This is a genomic window from Asanoa ishikariensis (assembly GCF_900107455.1).
GTDB lineage: Bacteria > Actinomycetota > Actinomycetes > Mycobacteriales > Micromonosporaceae > Asanoa > Asanoa ishikariensis.
Genome location: NZ_FNQB01000002.1, coordinates 1,646,331 through 1,664,690 on the forward strand (window position 1 = coordinate 1,646,331; position 18,360 = coordinate 1,664,690).

An 18,360-nucleotide genomic window follows, 5' to 3' on the forward strand; every position below is an offset into this window, starting at 1 on the left:
GTCTCGTGACCACGCTGCGGAGAACGCTCGGGAAAGACATCGATGCTCGGGGATTGACGGCCGAAGACATCCAATGTTAAATCCTTGTCACAGATGAAGGTCGATGCCCATTTCGGCGAATGGGCACCGCCCGAAACGATCTAGAAGGGATCGTGTCGGATGAAGGTGCGTTCGCCGAACTGGCGACCAACTCTGCGCGCCAGCGTGCTCCTCCTCGTGCTGACCGGTGGCCTCGTCGTCACCGGGCCGGGTCCCGCTCTCGCGGCACCCACCGACGCCGCCTACAACGCGGGCACCGGCGCACTCAACGTCGACTACGCGAACTATCTGTCGAAGCACGACATCGTCTACAACCGGCCCAACACCAACCCGCTGCACGGCCTGACCGTCGGCAACGGCAAGACCGGCGCGATGGTGTGGAACCAGAACGGCCTGACGGCGCAGGTGTCCGGTGTGGACCTGGCGCAGCAGTCCACGTACGCGGCCGGCAACCTCAACCTGTTCACCTCGCCGCAGCTCGACAGCGGCTACACCACGTTCCAGCAGCGGCTGTCGCTCTACGACGGCACGCTCACCACCAAGTACGACAGCAACCGCACGGTGACCGTGCTCGGCGCGCCCAACTCCGAGGTGATGGGCATCCACGTCGAGGACTCGCGGCCCGGCGTGACGAGCATCGGGTTGGACCTGTCGCTCTGGGACATGAACACCGTCCAGAACATCGCCGACGTGCCCAACCTGACCACCTGGCGGACCGTCAGCACCTTCGCGGACTCGACCGGTGTCGGCCTGTCGCGCGGTCAGGCGGACCCCAACAACTTCGGCTACACGTTCGCGGCGACCGTCGAGGGCGCTGCCTACACCTCGCAGGCCGTCAACGGCACTCGGGTGCGGCTGAACATCACGCCGACGTCGAGCTACACCATCTGGTTCACCGCGGCCAGCCGGGTCAACTCGCCCGGCCAGAACTCGGTGCAGCAGGCGAAGAACCAGCTCGCCGCCGTCAAGGCCACCGGTTACACCAGCACACTGAACGCGTACAAGAACTGGTGGCATGCCTTCTGGGCCAAGTCGTTCGTCCAGTACGGCGGCAGCGCCGACAACGACTACCTGGAGAACGCCTACTACCTGTTCACGTACATGATCGCGGCCGGCGGCTACGGCAACTACCCGTTGCACTTCATCAACGGGAACTTCCGGGCCACGCAGGACAACTCGAAGTGGTCCAACGGCTACTGGTACTGGAACCAACGCGACGTCTACAACTCGTTCTACAGCTCGAACCATACGGAGCTGATGCGGACGTTCAACAACCTCTACTCACGGAACTACGCGGCGATCAAGAGCTACACGCAGACGAGGTACGGCTCCGACTCGCTGTGGGTGCCCGAGACGATGGGCTGGGACGGCAACGCCCGCGGCACCATCAACAGCGACTACGTGAACGACACGTACTCGACGGGCACCGAGGCCGCCTACAACATGTACCTGTACTACCGGTACACGAACGACACGGCGTACCTCCAGAACGTCGCGTACCCGTATATGCGTGACGCGGCGCGGTTCTACCAGAACAGGCTGTCCCGCAACGGAGCCCAGTACTACATGGCCAGCTCCAACGCGCACGAGACCTACTGGGACGTGAAGAACGCGCTCACCGACCTGGCCGCGATCCGGCTCCTCTATCCGCTGACGATCCAGGTGTCCACCCAGCTCGGACTCGACAGTGGACTGCGGGCCGGCTGGCAGGACGTGCTGAACAACCTGGCGCCGTACCAGATCTCGAACGGTGCCTATCTGCCGCACGACCCGCCGACCTCACCGACGCGCAACGGCGAGAACGTGGCGCTGGAGCTCGTCTGGCCCTACGACCAGAGCGGCATCGGCTTCCCCGACACGCAGACGTCCATCAACACCTGGAACGTGCGGCCGCACCCGTACGGCAACGTGTGGGCCAACGACCACGTGCACGCCGCCCGGCTCGGCCTCGGGCCCCAGGCACAGTCCGGCATGAAGACGATGCTGCAGAAGTACCAGAACTACCCCAACGGCATGACCAACAACACCAACGGGGTGTACGAGTACATCGGCATCCACCTGGCGGCGATGAACGAGTCGCTGATGCAGTCGTACAACGACAAGATCCGGGTGTTCCCCGCGATCCCGTCCGACTCCGGCTTCGTCGGCAAGTTCACGCTGCTGGCCAAGGACGGCTTCCTGGTCAGCGCGGAGCGCGAGGCGCAGGAGACCAAGTACGTGGGCATCCGCAGCCTGCACGGCAAGCAGGCCCGGGTGGTCAACCCGTGGGGCACCCAGCAGATCCGGGTCCGTCGCACCAGTGACAACGCCATCATCACCACGGTCTCGGCGGCCGAGGTGACGTGGGCGACCGCGGCGAACACGAGCTACGTCGTGGAGCGGGTGGCCAAGCCACTGACGTCCTACTCCGCGACCACGTTGACCGGCACGGCCAACCAGGGCGCAAAGTCGCTGTCCGGCACCGCCTCCACCTTCGGCCTCGGGCCGGCGGGGCAGGGTGGCCTGGTCAACGACACCGACCTGACCTACGGCGCGAACTGGTACCACACCACGGCCCGCGGGTACGGCGACTACAACGACGACACCCACCACAGCAACACCGTCAACGCGGAGGCGTCCTACACGTTCAACGGCACGGGCGTGGAGTACCTCTCGGAGCGGTTCAGCGACATGGGCAACGTCGACGTCTACCTCGACGGCACGTTCCAGGCCAACGTCAACCTCAACGTGACCGGCGCACGCCAGGCGCAACAGGTGGTGTGGAGCCGCACCGGGCTCACCAACGGCCAGCACACGATCCGGATCGTCAACAAGACGACCTCGGTGGGGATGATCGACGCGTTGCGGATCCTGACCGGCGGGGGCAGCAACCCGACGGGCGGCACCGCACTGCGGGCGGCGGCCAACAACCTGTACGTGACCGCCGCGGGCACCGCACCCCTGATCGCCAGCGCGGCGACGATCGGCGGGTCGGAGCGCTTCGACGTGGTCGACCTCGGCGGTGGCAACGTGGGGCTGCGGTCCCGGGCCAACAACATGTTCGTCTGCGCGGAGAACGCCGGCGCCAACCCGCTGGTCGCGAACCGGGCATCGGCCGGGGCCTGGGAGACGTTCACCCGGGTCAACAACTCCGACGGCACGATCAGCCTGCGGGCCAACGTCAACACCAAATACGTCGTCGCGGAGAACGGCGGTGCGGGCAACCTCATCGCCAACCGCGACGCGATCGGACCGTGGGAGAAGTTCACGCTCGTCGCGGGCTGAACCCACAGCGGGGCCAGGGGAATGGCACACCCTGGCCCCGACACCCGTCCCTACCAACCGTTCCAGCCGGCAGCGGCGGCCCGGCTCCTAGCCAACCCCCACATGAGCGGAGGAGCAGAGTGTTGAAACGATTGGTGGCGGCCCTTGCCGGGCTCGCCGTGGTGCTGGTAGCGGCGCTGTACGCCGCACCGGCGAACGCGGCGCCGGTGACCAAGGTTCTCGTGTTCTCCAAGACGGCCGGTTTCCGGCACTCGTCGATCCCCAACGGCATCGCGGCGATCCAGCTACTCGGTTCGCAGAACGGCTTCTCGGTGACGGCCACCGAGGACGCCGCCCAGTTCACGACCGCCAACCTGGCGCAGTACCAGGCGGTGGTCTTCCTCTCCACGACCGGTGACGTGCTGAACGCGACCCAGCAGACCGCGTTCCAGTCGTACATCGCGAGCGGTAAGGGCTACGTGGGCGTGCACGCCGCCGCCGACACCGAGTACGACTGGGCCTGGTACGGCGGCCTGGTCGGTGCCTACTTCCAGTCGCACCCGGCGATCCAGCAGGCGACCCTGCGGGTCGAGGACACCACGAACCCGGCGAGCGCGCATCTGCCGGCCAACTGGACTCGGTCGGACGAGTGGTACAACTACCGGACCAACCCGCGGGCCAACGTACGCGTGCTCGTGCGGCTCGACGAGGCCACCTACAGCGGCGGCTCGATGGGTGACCACCCGATCACCTGGTGCCAGAACTACGGCGGTGGCCGGTCGTTCTACACCGGGCTCGGGCACACCGAGGCGTCGTACACGGAGTCGAACTTCACCCGGATGCTGCTCGGCGCGATCCAGTGGGCCGGCGGCGCGGTCAGCGCGACCTGCACGCCCGCCACGACGCCGCCGGTGAGCGGCACAGCCGTGCGGGCGGGGGCGAACAACCTGTTCGTCACGGCGGGTTCCGGCAACCTGATCGCCAACGCGAGCGCGGCGTCCACCAACGCGCAGCGCTTCGACGTGGTCGACCTCGGCGGCGGCAACGTCGCACTGAAGTCGCGCGCCAACGGCATGTACGTCTGCGCGGAGAACGCCGGCGCCAACCCGTTGGTCGCCAACCGGGCATCGGTCGGTGGCTGGGAGACGTTCGCGCGGGTCAACAACTCCGACGGCACGGTCAGCTTCCGCGCCCAGGCCAACGGCCGCTACGTGGTGGCCGAGAACGGCGGAGCCGCGGCCCTGATCGCCAACCGCACCACCATCGGCGCCTGGGAGAAGTTCACCCTCACCACCAGCTGAAGGAAGGGACCCTTGTTATCGCTTTTCGCATAACAAGGGTCCCTTCCTAACGCCCTCTGCTCCGTACCCCTACCCAAAATCAGGAGCATCCACATGCGACGTACGTCCCTGCGCCGCAGACCGCGCCTCTTGAGCGCGCTCGGCGCCGCCCTGCTCACTGCGGCCAGCCTGACGGTGCTGACCGTCACGCCCACACCGGCGGCTGCCGCGCCGCCCGCGACCAACCTGTTCGAGAAGGTGAAGCTGGACGGCGGCACCTCGATGGGTGAGCCGATCGAGCTCGCCGTCGCGCCGGACCAGAAGGTCTTCTACATCAACCGGGGCACGTCGTCCGGCGGCGGCCAGGTCCGGCTCTACAACCCCACGACGCGGACCACGACGGTCGCGCTGACGATCGCGCTGGACGCCCGCTTCGAGGACGGCCTGATCGGCATCACGCTCGACCCCGGCTTCGCCACGAACCGCTGGCTCTACCTGTTCTACTCGCCCGCCCAGGCGAGCCTGGTCAACCGGATCTCCCGGTTCACCTTCAACGCGACCACGAACGTCATCGACCCGGCGTCCGAGGACATGATCATCGAGTGGCCCACCGAGCGGCGGCTGTGCTGTCACTCGGCCGGCTCGATGACCTGGGACACCGCCGGCAACCTGTACTTCGCGGTCGGCGACAACACCAACTCCGGTGGCGACTCGGCCGGCATGGCGCCGATCGACGAGCGCACCAGCCGGGACGCGCAGTACGACGCCCAGCGCACGTCGGGCAACACCAACGACCTGCGCGGCAAGATCAACCGGATCAAGCCGACCACCGCCGGCACGTACACGGTGCCGAGCGGCAACCTGTTCGCGGCCGGCACCGCGGGGACCCGGTCCGAGATCTACATCATGGGCACCCGCAACCCGTACCGGATCTGGGTCGACAAGAAGGCCAACAACACCCTGTACTGGGGCGAAGTCGGTCCGGACGCGGGCGCGACGGTCGCCAACCGGGGTCCGGCGGCCTACGACGAGTTCAACCGGGCCACCGCGCCGGGCAACTACGGCTGGCCCTACTGCGGCGGCCCGAACGTCGCGTACAACGACTGGGACTTCGCGGCCAACGCACCGCGCGGCTGGTTCCCCTGCGGTGGCACCACCGGCCCGGTCAACAACTCGCCGCGCAACACCGGCCTCCAGCAGCTTCCGCCGACCAAGCCGGCGCTGGTCTGGGAGCAGCACGGCGGCAGCAAGGAGTGGCCGGCCCTGGACAGCCCGGGCGGCTGTGGCTCGCCGAACCACACCGAGGTCTACCACTACGACGCGAACCTGGTCTCGGACGTCAAGTGGCCGGCCTACTACGACAACAAGTGGCTGATCTCCGAGTACTGCCGCAACTGGATCAAGGAGGTCCAGTTCAACAACGGCAACCCGGTGACCGGCACGCCGACCGTGATCGAGCCGGTGCTGGCCGGGATGCAGCTCGTGCACCCGATCGACATGGAGTTCGGCCCGGACGGGTCGCTCTATCTGCTCGAGTACGGCAACGGCTACTTCTCCGGTGACGTCGCGGCCGGCCTCTACAAGATCAATTACGTCGCCGGTGGACGCGCGCCCATCGCCGTCGCCTCCGCCAACCGCGACAACGGTTTGGCGCCGCTCGCCGTCACGTTCTCCAGCGCGGGCAGCACCGACCCCGACGGGGACCCGCTGACCTACCAGTGGGACTTCGACAACAACGGCACGGTCGACTCGACGGCCGCCAACCCGTCGTTCACCTACACGACCAACGGCGACAAGCGGGCCCGGCTGACCGTCAACGACGGCACCGGCCGCAGCGGCACCACCCTGCTGCCGATCGTGGTCGGCAACAACCGGCCGACGGTCGCGCTCAACGGCCTGCCGGCCGGCGGCATGATCTCGTGGGGCGAGAACGTCACCTCCACGGGTACGGCCACGGACCCGCAGGACGGCACCATCCCGTGTGCCAGCGTGGTGATCCGGGCCGCGCTCGGCCACCAGGAGCACGCGCACGAGGAGGGCCAGGGCACCGGTTGCGGGTTCACCGTCAACACCGGTCCCGTGCACGCCGGCCCCGACTCGACGCTGTTCTTCGTGCTGCGGTCCAGCTACACCGACCGGGGTGCGACCGGCAGCGTGCCGCTGACCGGGGAGAAGGAGATCACCCTCTGGCCCAAGCAGTGGCAGGCCGAGCACTACGTCACGCTCAACGGCCCGCAGGTGATCAACGCGTCCGGTGCCGAGGGTGGCAAGCGGCTCGGTGACATCCAGAACGGCGAGTACGTGCGGCACCACGCCGTCAGCCTCAAGGGGATCACCCAGCTCCGGACCCGGGTCTCGTCCGGCGGCGCCGGCGGCACGATCTCGTTCCGCTACGACTCGACCACCGGCACCGAGGTGGCCCGGGTCGCGGTGCCGAGCACCGGTAGCTGGGACACGTACACGGACATCACCGTCCCGGTGAACAAGCCCGACGACAACACCCACGACCTCTACATCGTGTTCACCGGTGGCAGCGGGGCGTTCCTCGACCTCGACAGCTACACGTTCGTCGGATCGGGTGTCAGCACGCCGGGCACTGGTGGCCCGCGTACCGGCGCCATCCGGGCGCTCGGCAAGTGCGCCGACGTGAACGGCGGCGCGACCGCCGACGGCACCAAGGTGCAGATCTGGGACTGCAACGGCGCGACCAACCAGAGCTGGACCGTCGGCACCGACGGCACCATCCGCTCGCTCGGCAAGTGCCTCGACGTCCAGTCCAGCGGCACGACCAACGGCACGAAGGTCCACCTCTGGACCTGCAACAGCACCGGTGCCCAGCAGTGGGTCACCGCCGCCAACGGCGGCCTGCGCAACCCGCAGGCCAACAAGTGCCTGGACATCCCGGGCTCGAACGTCACCAACGGCACCCAGCTCCAGATCTACGACTGCAACGGCACCGGCGCCCAGAACTGGACGCTGCCGTAAGGCCGGAGCGCTAGCCGCGCGGGGTCCGGTCGCGCCGACGGCCGGGCCCCGCGCCCCCTACCCATTAGGAGTAAGCATGCGCATCCGCGCCCTCGCCGCGGCCGCGGCGCTCGCCCTCGTGGCGGGCCTCGCGGTCGCCCCACCGGCCCAGGCCGCCCCGCTCACCAAGGTCCTGGTGTTCTCCAAGACCGCCGGCTTCCGGCACTCGTCCATTCCCAACGGCATCGCGGCGATCCAGCAGCTCGGTTCGCAGAACGGCTTCTCGGTGACCGCGACCGAGGACGCCGCCCAGTTCACCACCGCCAACCTCGCGCAGTACCAGGCGGTCGTCTTCCTCTCGACCACCGGTGACGTGCTCAACGCGACGCAGCAGACCGCGTTCCAGTCGTACGTGACCGGTGGGGGCGGCTTCGTCGGTGTGCATGCCGCCGCCGACACCGAGTACGACTGGCCGTTCTACGGCGAGCTCGTCGGTGCCTGGTTCGCCTCGCATCCGGCCAACCAGACCGCGACGATCCGGGTCGAGGACCGCGGCAACGCCTCGACCGCGCACCTGCCGGCGACCTGGTCCCGGCTGGACGAGTGGTACAACTACCGGACCAACCCCCGGTCCACCGCCAAGGTGCTGGCCAGCCTGGACGAGTCCTCGTACTCCGGCGGCTCGATGGGTGGCGACCACCCGATCACCTGGTGCAAGAACGTCGGCAACGGCCGGTCCTGGTACACGGGGCTCGGTCACGTCGAGGACGCCTACACCGACGCCAACTTCACCCGGATGCTGCTCGGCGGCATCCAGATCGCGGCCAACAACCGGCCGGCCGACTGCCGTGCGGAGACCGGCTACACCGCGCTGTTCGACGGCACCCAGGCCAGCCTCAACAACTGGCAGCAGGCCGGGCCGGGCAGCTTCACGCTGGCCAACGGCACGCTCAGCTCGGTCGGCGGCATGGGTCTGCTCTGGTACCCGGTGCGGACGTTCAGCAACTACTCGCTGAAGGTCGACTGGATGATGCCGGGCGACGACAACGGCGGCGTGTTCATCGGTTTCCCGAACCCGAACGGTGACCCATGGAACCCGGTCAACCAGGGTCACGAGATCCAGATCGATGCCACCGACGCCGACCCGTCGCGCACCACCGGCAGCGTCTACAGCTTCTCCGGGCCGAACTACGCGCTGCGCGACGCCGCGCTCAACCCGCCGGGATCGTGGAACACCTACGAGATCGGTGTGCACGGGCAGCGGGTCGAGGTCTGGCTCAACGGCGTCAAGGTGAACGACTACCAGTCGACGCGGGCCATCTCCAACGGCTACATCGGTGTGCAGAACGACGGCGCCGGCGCTGACATCAACTACCGCAACATCCGGATCAAGGCCGACGGCGGCACCCCGCCCGCCACCGACATCGCACAGGGCAAGCCCGTCGTGGTGTCGAGTGTGGAGGGTGGCAACCTGGCCGCGTACGCCACCGACGGCAACTCGTCGACCCGCTGGGGCTCCGCCTACAGCGACCCGCAGACGGCCACCGTGGACCTCGGGCAGTCGTACAACCTCTCCCGCGTGCGGTTGAACTGGGAGACGGCGTACGGGCGGGGCTACCAGATCCAGACCTCGCCCAACAACTCCACCTGGACGACGGTCTACTCGACCACCACCGGCGACGGCGGGGTCGACGACATCACCCTCACCGGCACCGGCCGCTACGTGCGGATGAACGGCACGCAGCGGGCCACCGCATGGGGCTACTCGCTCTGGGACTTCAACGTGTACGGAACCCCGGGTGGTGGCACCGGGCCCACGCTGTTGTCCCGCAACCAGCCGGTGACCGTGTCCAGCGTCGAGCCGGGATCGGCCCATGCCGGCTCCAACGCCGTCGACGGCAACACCGCCACCCGCTGGGGATCGGCCTACAGCGACCCGCAGTGGATCACCGTCGACCTGGGCTCGGCGCGGACCGTCAACCGCGTCCGGCTCCAGTGGGAGGCCGCCTACGCGCGGGCGTACCAGGTCCAGACCTCGACCAACGGCTCGACCTGGACCAACGCCTACGCCACCACGACCGGTGACGGCGCCGTCGACGACGTCACCCTCACCACCCCGCCCACCGCCCGCTACGTCCGCGTCAACGGCACGCAGCGGGCCCTGACCCAGTACGGCTACTCCCTCTGGGAGTTCGAGGTCTACGGATCATGAAAGGACCAGGTATGCGCCCAACCCCTCGGCGCTGGTCGCGGCTGCTCGCCGTCGGCCTGCTCGGCATCGCCAGCTCCACGCTGGCGGTGACCTCGACCGCGGCACCCGCCGCCGCGGCGGACATCCCGGCGGCCGACTACCAGGCCGTCCAGCTCGCCCTCGGCTCCGCCGAGATCGGTGAGGCGATGTCGCTGGCCGTGCTGCCGGACCGCACGGTCATCCACACCGCCCGCAACGGCACGGTCCGGGTCACGGACCCGGCCGGCAACACCAAGGTGGCCGGCACCATCCCCGTCTACACGCACGACGAGGAGGGCCTCCAGGGCGTCGCGGTCGACCCGGGCTTCGCGACCAACCGCTACGTCTGGCTCTACTACTCGCCGCCGCTGTCGACGCCCGGCGGTGACGCGCCGACCACCGGCACCGCGGCCGACTTCAACGCGTGGAAGGGGCACCTGAACCTGTCGCGGTTCACCCTCAACGCCGACAACACGCTCAACATGGGCAGCCAGGTCGTCACGCTGACCGTCGACAACGACCGTGGTCAGTGCTGCCACGTCGGTGGCGACATCGACTTCGACTCGGCCGGCAACCTCTACCTGACCACCGGTGACGACACCAACCCGTTCGAGAGCAACGCGTTCACGCCGATCGACGAGCGGACCAACCGGAACCCGCAGTTCGACGCGCAGCGCTCCTCGGGCAACACCAACGACCTGCGCGGCAAGGTCCTGCGGATCAAGCCGACCGCGGCGGGCGGCTACACCATCCCGGCCGGCAACATGTTCGCGGCGGGCACGGCGAACACCCGGCCGGAGATCTACGCGATGGGCTTCCGGAACCCGTTCCGGATGAGCGTCGACAAGCCGACCGGCATCGTCTACCTCGGCGACTACGGCCCGGACGCGGGCGCCGCCGACGCCAACCGCGGCCCTGGCGGCCAGGTCGAGTTCAACCGGATCACCGCGCCCGGCAACTACGGCTGGCCGTACTGCACCGGCAACAACTCGACGGCCGAGACCTACAACGAGTACACGTTCCCGTCTGGGCCTTCGCAGGCCAAGTACAACTGCGCGGGCGGGCCGACCAACAACTCGTTCCGCAACACCGGCCTCACGACGTTGCCCGCGGCCAAGCCGGCCTGGATCCGGTACGGCTTCGACTCGACCCCGCCGGAGTTCGGCGGCGGCTCGGAGTCGCCGATGGGTGGCCCGGTCTACCGCTACAACGCGTCGCTGAACTCCGCCGTCAAGTTCCCGCAGTCGCTGGACGGCCGCTACTTCGCCGGTGAGTACGGCCGGCAGTGGATCAAGGCGATCGCGGTCAACAGCAACGGCACCTACGGCGAGATCTCCGACTTCCCGTGGGACGGCACGCAGGTCATGGACATGGCCTTCGGTCCGGACGGCGCGCTGTACGTGCTCGACTACGGCACGGGCTCCAACAACCAGGCGCTGTACCGGGTCGAGTACATCGGTGGCGGCAACCGCAGCCCGGTGGCGGTCGCCTCGGCCAACCGGACGTCCGGACCGGCGCCGCTGAGCATCACCTTCTCCTCGGCCGGATCCTCGGACCCGGAGGGTGGCGCGCTGTCGTATCTCTGGACGTTCGGCGACGGGACCACGTCGACGGCGGCCAACCCGACCAAGACCTACACCACCAACGGCACGTACACGCCGACACTGCGGGTCACCGACCCGACGGGCCTGTCCGGAACGGCGAGTCTCGTCGTCACCGTCGGCAACTCCGCTCCGACCGTCAACCTCAGCGTGCCGGCCGATGGGACGCTGTTCAACTTCGGTGACACCATTCCGTACACGGTGAGCGTCTCGGATCCTGAGGACGGCACCATCAACTGCGCGCGGGTGTCGGTCACCTACTTCCTCGGCCACGACAACCACTCGCACCAGATCACCTCGAAGACCGGCTGCTCCGGCACGCTGACCGTGCCCACCGACGGCGAGCACGACGCGGCGGCCAACATCTTCGGCATCTTCGTCGCGTCGTACACCGACAACGGCGGTCTGACCACGACCAACCAGAAGACGCTGCAGCCCCGGCACCGCCAGGGTGAGCACTTCGCGGCGCAGTCCGGTGGCGTGCAGATCGCCAACCACGCCGCGGCCGAGGGCGGCTCGACGGCGGGCTACATCGACAACAACGACTGGATCTCGTTCCGGCCGTACAGCCTGTCGGGGGTTTCGAGCATCACTGCCCGGGTGGCCTCCGGCACGACCGGCGGCACCATCGAGGTGCGCAGCGGCTCGCAGACCGGCACGTTGCACGGCACGCTGACGGTCAGCGCGACCGGTGGCTGGGAGACCTACGCCAACGTGTCGGCGAACCTGACGAACCTGCCGGCCGGGTCCACGCAGCTCTTCTTCGTGTTCAAGGGCGGCGCGGGCAACCTGTTCGACCTCGACGCGTTCACCCTGAACTCGACGGGAACCCCGCCAACCGGTGGGTCGACGCTCAAGGCGTTGGTCAACAACCAGTTCGTCAGCGCCGCCAACAGCACGACGCCGCTGATCGCCAACAAGGCGACGGCGGGCACCACCGAGCGGTTCGACGTGGTCGACCTGGGCGGTGGGAACGTCGCGCTGCGCTCGCGGGCCAACAACATGTTCGTCTGCGCGGAGAACGCCGGTGCGGGCGCGCTGGTGGCCAACCGGGCCACGGCCGGCTCGTGGGAGACCTTCACGCTGGTCCGGAACTCGGACGGCAGCGAGAGCTTCCGGGCGACCGTCAACAACATGTACGTGGTCGCGGAGAACAGCGGCGCCGGCTCGCTGATCGCCAACCGGGCGGCCATCGGGCCGTGGGAGAAGTTCGACCTGGTCTAACTCGCGGATAGATTGGATGAATCGCCTCGGCAACGGGGCGATTCTTCCTTTGTGGAGATCGAAGGTCTTGCCATACATCCGACCACCTGGTAAACATCGGATCTATGAATGCGCGTGAGGATCGTCGATGACCGCCCGCTTCGTGTCACTGGACACCTACGACGTGCGGTTCCCGACCTCGCGTGAGCTCGACGGCTCCGACGCGATGAACCCGGACCCGGACTACTCGGCGGCCTACGTGGTCCTGCGGACCGACGAGGTCGACGGGAACGAGGGCCACGGGTTCGCGTTCACCATCGGGCGCGGCAACGAGGTGCAGACCGCGGCGATCGCCGCGCTGCGGCCCTACCTGGCCGGCCGCCTGGTCAAGAACGTCCTCGACGACATGGGCGCGTTCTGGCGCGAGCTGGTGCACGACTCGCAGCTTCGGTGGCTCGGTCCGGAGAAGGGCGTCATGCACATGGCCATCTCGGCCGTGGTCAACGCCCTGTGGGACCTCAAGGCCAAGCAGGCGGGGCTGCCGCTGTGGCAACTGCTCTCCTCGATGCCGCCGGAGGAGCTGGTCTCCCTGGTCGACTTCCGCTACCTGACCGACGCGCTCACGCCGGGGGAGGCGCTCGAGCTGCTCCAGCCCGGCGCCGCCGGCCGCGAGGAGCGGGTCGCCGAGCTGTTGGCGCACGGCTACCCGGCCTACGCCACCTCACCGGGCTGGCTCGGCTACGAGGACGCCAAGCTGCGCCGGCTGTGCCAGGAGGCCCTCGACGCGGGCTTCACGCAGATCAAGCTGAAGGTCGGCGCGGACCTGGCCGACGACATCCGCCGGCTGCGGATCGCCCGCGAGGTGTGCGGCCCGGACATCCGGATCGCGGTCGACGCGAACCAGCGCTGGGACGTCGGCCAAGCGATCGAGTGGGTCGGTGAGTTGGCGCCGTTCGACCCGTGGTGGGTCGAGGAGCCGACCAGCCCGGACGACGTGGTCGGCCACGCCGCGATCGCCCGCGGCATCGCGCCGATTCCCGTGGCGACCGGCGAGCACGTGCAGAACCGCGTCGTGTTCAAGCAGCTCCTCCAGCTCGGCGCGGTGTCCTATGTGCAGCTCGACGCCGCCCGGGTGGCCGGCGTCAACGAGAACATCGCGATCCTGTTGCTGGCGGCCAAGTTCGGCGTGCCCGTCTGCCCGCACGCGGGCGGCGTCGGCCTCTGCGAGCTGGTGCAGCACCTCTCCCTCTTCGACTACGTCGCGGTGTCCCGCTCGATGGACAACCGCGTCATCGAGTACGTCGACCATCTCCACGAGCACTTTCTCGATCCCGTGCAGATCCGCGCCGGTCGTTACCTGGCACCTCAGGCACCCGGCTTCAGCTCGACCATGCGTCCCGAAAGCCGGGCCCGGTTCGCCTTCCCCGACGGGCCGGCCTGGTCACGCACCGTCTGACCCCCGCAACACCCCTACCCACCACAGAGGACTGCGATGATCCTGAACAGACGCGCCGTCGTCAGCGTGGCGGTCGTTGCCGCTTTCGCCGCGGCGACCGCTGGTTGCAACTCGTCCGACACCGGCTCCACCGGCGGCAGCGGCACCGACGCCGGCGCCGCCAAGCCGCCGATCGCGGTCGACCTGCCCCGGGCCGACTCCGACTTCTGGAACTCGTACGCCAAGTACATCCCGGAGTACGCGAAGGAAAGCGACATCAACCTGATGACGCCGACCAACTCGCAGAACGACATCGCCAAGCTGGTCGCCAACGCGCAGGCCGTCACCGCGCAGGGTGCCAAGGCGATCGTGATGGCGCCGCAGGACACGGGCGCCATCGCCAGCACGCTCACCATGCTGGAGAGCAAGAAGATCCCGGTGGTCTCCGTCGACACCCGGCCCGACAAGGGCAAGGTCTTCATGGTGGTGCGGGCCGACAACCGCGCCTACGGCCAGAAGGCGTGCGAGTTCCTCGGCGAGAAGCTCGGCGGCAAGGGCAAGGTCATCGAGTTCCAGGGCTCGCTCTCGTCGGTCAACGGACGGGACCGGTCCGAGGCGTTCGCCGAGTGCATGAAGACGAAGTTCCCCGACATCACCATCTTCGAGGAGCCGACCGAGTGGGAAGGCCCGAAGGCGGCCGCCGCGCTGCAGACCCGGCTCGCCCAGCACCCTGACCTCAAGGGCGTCTACATGCAGGCCGGTGGCGTGTTCCTGGCGCCGACGCTGCAGGTGCTCAAATCGAAGAACCTGCTGGTGCCGCCGACCGACCCGAAGCACATCTTCATCGTCTCCAACGACGGCATCCCGCAGGAGTTCGAGGCGATCCGCAAGGGCGAGATCGACGCCACCGTCTCGCAGCCCGCGGACCTCTACGCCAAGTACGCGCTGTTCTACGCCAAGGCCGCGGTCGAGGGAAAGACCTTCACCCCTGGACCTACGGACCACGACAGCACCATCATCGACGTCGGCAACGGCGTGCTCGAAGACCAGCTTCCGGCGCCGCTCGTGACGAAGGACAACGTCGACGACGCGTCGTTGTGGGGCAACCAGATCGGGAAGTGATGACCGACGTACTGACCGACGCGGCCGGGGGTGGGGCTGCCGCCCCGCACCCGGCCGTCTCGGCCCACGAGATAACCAAACGCTTCGGCGCGACCACGGCGCTGTCCGAGGTGAGCGTGGCGATCCAGGCCGGCACGACCCACGCCCTGGTGGGACGCAACGGCGCGGGCAAGTCGACGCTGGTCTCGGTGCTCACCGGGCTGCACCGGGCCGACGAGGGCACCGTCTCCTTCGGCGACTCACCGGCACCGGCCCCGTCCGACCGGGACGGGTGGCGACGGCACGTCGCCTGTGTGTACCAGCGTTCGACCATCATCCCGGCGCTGTCGGTGGCGGAGAACCTGTTCCTGAACCGGCAGGCCGCCGGCGGCCTGATCAAGTGGGGCGGCCTGCGTAAGCGGGCCGGCGCGCTGCTCGAGGAATACGGCGTCGACGTCGACCCGGGCGCGCTCGCCGGTGACCTCAACGTGGAGCAACGCCAACTCGTCGAGATCGCCCGGGCGCTGTCCCTCGGCACCCGGTTCATCATCCTCGACGAGCCGACCGCGCGTCTGGACGCGACCGCGATCGAGCGGTTGTTCGGCCGGATGCGCACGCTGGCCGCGGCCGGCGTCACCATGCTGTTCATCTCGCACCACCTGCGCGAGGTCTACGAGGTCTGCGACACCGTCACCGTGCTGCGCGACGCCCGCTGGGTGCTCACGGAGCCAGTCTCGGCGGTCAGCCACGACGCGCTGGTGGCCGCGATGACGGGCGAGGCGGTCGGGCTCACCGAGGTCGCGCCGCGTTCGGTGCCCGACGCGCCGCCGGTGCTCTCGTTGCGCTCGCTGACGCTGGCCGACGCGTACACGGAGATCGATCTTGATATCCGGCCCGGCGAGATGGTTGGCGTGACCGGCTCCGGCAGCAGCGGCAAGGTGTCGCTGGCGGAGACGGTCGGCGGGTTGCGGCGCGCGGACAGCGGCACGGTCAGCGTCGGCGGGGCCGCGGTCGGCTCGGGTGTGCCTTTGGCTTTGAAGGCCGGCATCGGGCTCGTTCCCGAGGACCGGCACCGCGAAGGGCTCGTGCCCCTGTTGTCGGTCGCGGAGAACGCGACCCTGCCGATCGGCGACCGGCTCGGGCCGGCGGGTGTCGTCGTGCCGCGCCGGCGGACCAGCGTGGCCGAGGAGATGATCCGGCGGTACGACATCCGCACCGAGAGCGCGGCGGCCCCGGTCGCCAGCCTCTCCGGTGGCAACGCGCAGAAGGTCGTGCTGGCCCGCGCGCTGTCCACCGACCCGCGGGTGCTGGTGCTGATCAACCCCACCGCCGGCGTCGACGTGCGCTCCAAGGAGTCGCTGCTCGGTGCCGTGCGCTCGGCGGCCGACCAGGGCACGGGCGTGCTGATGGTCTCCGACGAGCTCGACGACCTGCGCCACTGCGATCGGGTGCTGGTCATGTTCCACGGCCGGGTGACGGCCACGCTCTCCCGAGGCTGGGATGACGCGCAGGTGGTCGCGGCAGTCGAGGGTGTTTCTTCCGAAGGAGCTTCGTCATGACCGGGACTACGACAGCGCCGGTTTCACCGCCGGAGGCGCCGGTCAGGCGGCGGCTGACCGGGCCGCGGCTGGCGCGGATGCGGGACCTGGCGCTCGTACCCGCGATCATCGTGCTGGTCCTGGTCGGTGCGCTCATCGATCCGGTGTTCCTGAGCAGCGCCAACATCACCAACGTGCTGCAACAGCAGACCGAGCTGTCGCTGCTGGTGCTGGCCGAGGCGATCATCCTGATCGGTGGCCGGTTCGACCTCTCGCTGGAGTCGACCGTCGGCCTCGCGCCGGCGCTGGCTGTGGCGCTGGTCATCCCGGCCGCCAGCAACGGGATCGGCACCGAATGGGCCACGGCCCTGGCGATCCCGATCTGCCTGCTCGTCGGCGTGGCCATCGGCGCGTTCAACGGGCTGCTGATCCTGCGTTTCGGGCTGTCGGCGTTCATCGTCACGCTCGGCATGCTGATCGTGCTGCGCGGCCTCCAGATCGGCATCACCGGCGGGCAGAACCTGTTCGAGCTGCCGATGTCGGTGCTCTACCTGGGCAACGCGGTCTGGCTCGGCCTGCCGGCCTCGATCTGGATCTGCGGGATCCTGTTCGCGATCGGCATCGCGGTACTCGGTTTCTTCCGGCACGGGCGCGCTGTGTACGCCATCGGCGGCAACCGGGACGCGGCGCGCGCGGCGGGCATCCGGGTGGACCGGGTGATGTGGATCGTGTTCATCGTCGGCGGCCTGCTCGCGGCGCTGGCCGGCCTGCTGATGACCGGGCGGCTCGGCTCGGTCGCGGCGGCGCAGGGCGACGGCATGATCTTCACGGTGTTCGCGGCGGCCGTGATCGGCGGGGTCAGCATGGAGGGCGGCAAGGGCACGCTGTTCGGCGCGCTCTGCGGCGTCATCGTGCTCGGCCTGATCAACAACATCCTCACGCTCGCCGGCGTCTCGGCACAGTGGATCCAGGCCATCTACGGCCTGATCATCCTGGTGGCACTGATGCTCGCCCGGTTGACGACAGGCAAAGCCCAGGACTGAGGTGACGGCGTGGCGTTGACCGACGAAGCGATCGACAAGATCAAGGAGATGATCGTCTCCGGGGCACTCGGCCCCGGGGACCGGCTCCCCAAGGAGGCGGATCTCGCCGAGCGGCTCGGGCTGTCCCGCAACTCGTTGCGCGAGGCGGTCAAGGCGCTGTCCATCATCAAGATTCTCGACGTGCGGCAGGGAGACGGCACGTACGTCACGAGCCTGTCGCCCGACCTGCTCCTCGAGTCGCTGAGCTTCGTCGTCGACTTCCACCGCGACGACACCGTGCTCCAGTTCCTCGAGGTGCGCCGCATCCTGGAGCCGGCGGCGACGGCGCTGGCGTCTCTGCGGATGCTTCCCGGGGACGTCGCCAAGCTGCAACGGACGCTCGACGAGCTCGGCGCGTCGCCGTCGGTGGAGGCGCTGGTCGCGAACGACCTCGAGTTCCACCGCGCGATCGCGGCCGGGTCCGGCAACGCGGCGCTCTGCTCGCTGATCGACGGGCTCTCCGGGCCGACCACGCGGGCCCGGATCTGGCGCGGGCTCACCCAGGAGGGCGCGGTCGACAAGACGCGCGAGCAGCACCAGGCGATCGTCGACGCGATCGCGGCCCACGAGCCCGACCTGGCCCGCTCGTGGGCGACGGTGCACATCGCGGGTGTGGAGGAGTGGCTACGACAGGCGCTCTGATA

10 protein-coding genes are annotated in these 18,360 nt (G+C 68.7%); all 10 read left to right on the forward strand.

Annotated features, from left to right (window positions below; all coding sequences use genetic code 11):
* Positions 1–159 precede the first annotated feature (159 nt).
* The 10 genes from BLV39_RS22125 (at position 160) to BLV39_RS22170 (ending at position 18,358) form a co-directional block, all read left to right on the forward strand.
* A complete protein-coding gene (locus tag BLV39_RS22125) occupies positions 160–3,303 on the forward strand; it encodes a fascin domain-containing protein (protein ID WP_090795912.1) in 3,144 nt (1,047 codons plus the stop codon).
* Positions 3,304–3,422: 119 nt separating this feature from the next.
* Positions 3,423–4,583, forward strand: coding sequence for a ThuA domain-containing protein (locus BLV39_RS45120; RefSeq protein WP_373315376.1), 1,161 nt, complete (start codon positions 3,423–3,425; stop codon positions 4,581–4,583).
* Positions 4,584–4,676: 93 nt separating this feature from the next.
* Positions 4,677–7,547: a ricin-type beta-trefoil lectin domain protein gene (locus tag BLV39_RS22135; RefSeq protein WP_090795920.1), complete on the forward strand. Its 2,871-nt coding sequence runs from the start codon at positions 4,677–4,679 to the stop codon at positions 7,545–7,547.
* A 76-nt stretch (positions 7,548–7,623) separates the two neighbouring features.
* Complete coding sequence (locus BLV39_RS44305; RefSeq protein ID WP_090795924.1) at positions 7,624–9,738, forward strand: ThuA domain-containing protein; 2,115 nt, start codon at positions 7,624–7,626, stop codon at positions 9,736–9,738.
* An 11-nt stretch (positions 9,739–9,749) separates the two neighbouring features.
* Positions 9,750–12,581, forward strand: a complete 2,832-nt coding sequence (locus BLV39_RS22145) for a PQQ-dependent sugar dehydrogenase (protein WP_090795927.1) — start codon at positions 9,750–9,752, stop codon at positions 12,579–12,581.
* Positions 12,582–12,708: 127 nt separating this feature from the next.
* On the forward strand, positions 12,709–14,016 hold the full coding sequence (locus BLV39_RS22150) for an L-fuconate dehydratase (RefSeq protein WP_090795931.1): 1,308 nt from the start codon (positions 12,709–12,711) through the stop codon (positions 14,014–14,016).
* A gap of 36 nt (positions 14,017–14,052) precedes the next feature.
* On the forward strand, positions 14,053–15,117 hold the full coding sequence (locus BLV39_RS22155; RefSeq protein ID WP_090795935.1) for a sugar ABC transporter substrate-binding protein: 1,065 nt from the start codon (positions 14,053–14,055) through the stop codon (positions 15,115–15,117).
* A complete protein-coding gene (locus BLV39_RS22160) occupies positions 15,117–16,655 on the forward strand; it encodes a sugar ABC transporter ATP-binding protein (RefSeq protein ID WP_090795938.1) in 1,539 nt (512 codons plus the stop codon). The genes BLV39_RS22155 and BLV39_RS22160 overlap by 1 nt, the downstream gene beginning before the upstream one ends.
* Positions 16,652–17,677 (forward strand): ABC transporter permease, encoded by a 1,026-nt coding sequence (locus tag BLV39_RS22165; RefSeq protein WP_090795942.1) that lies wholly within the window; start codon positions 16,652–16,654, stop codon positions 17,675–17,677. The genes BLV39_RS22160 and BLV39_RS22165 overlap by 4 nt, the downstream gene beginning before the upstream one ends.
* A gap of 9 nt (positions 17,678–17,686) precedes the next feature.
* On the forward strand, positions 17,687–18,358 hold the full coding sequence (locus BLV39_RS22170) for a FadR/GntR family transcriptional regulator (RefSeq protein ID WP_090795946.1): 672 nt from the start codon (positions 17,687–17,689) through the stop codon (positions 18,356–18,358).
* The last annotated feature ends 2 nt before the right edge of the window (positions 18,359–18,360 follow it).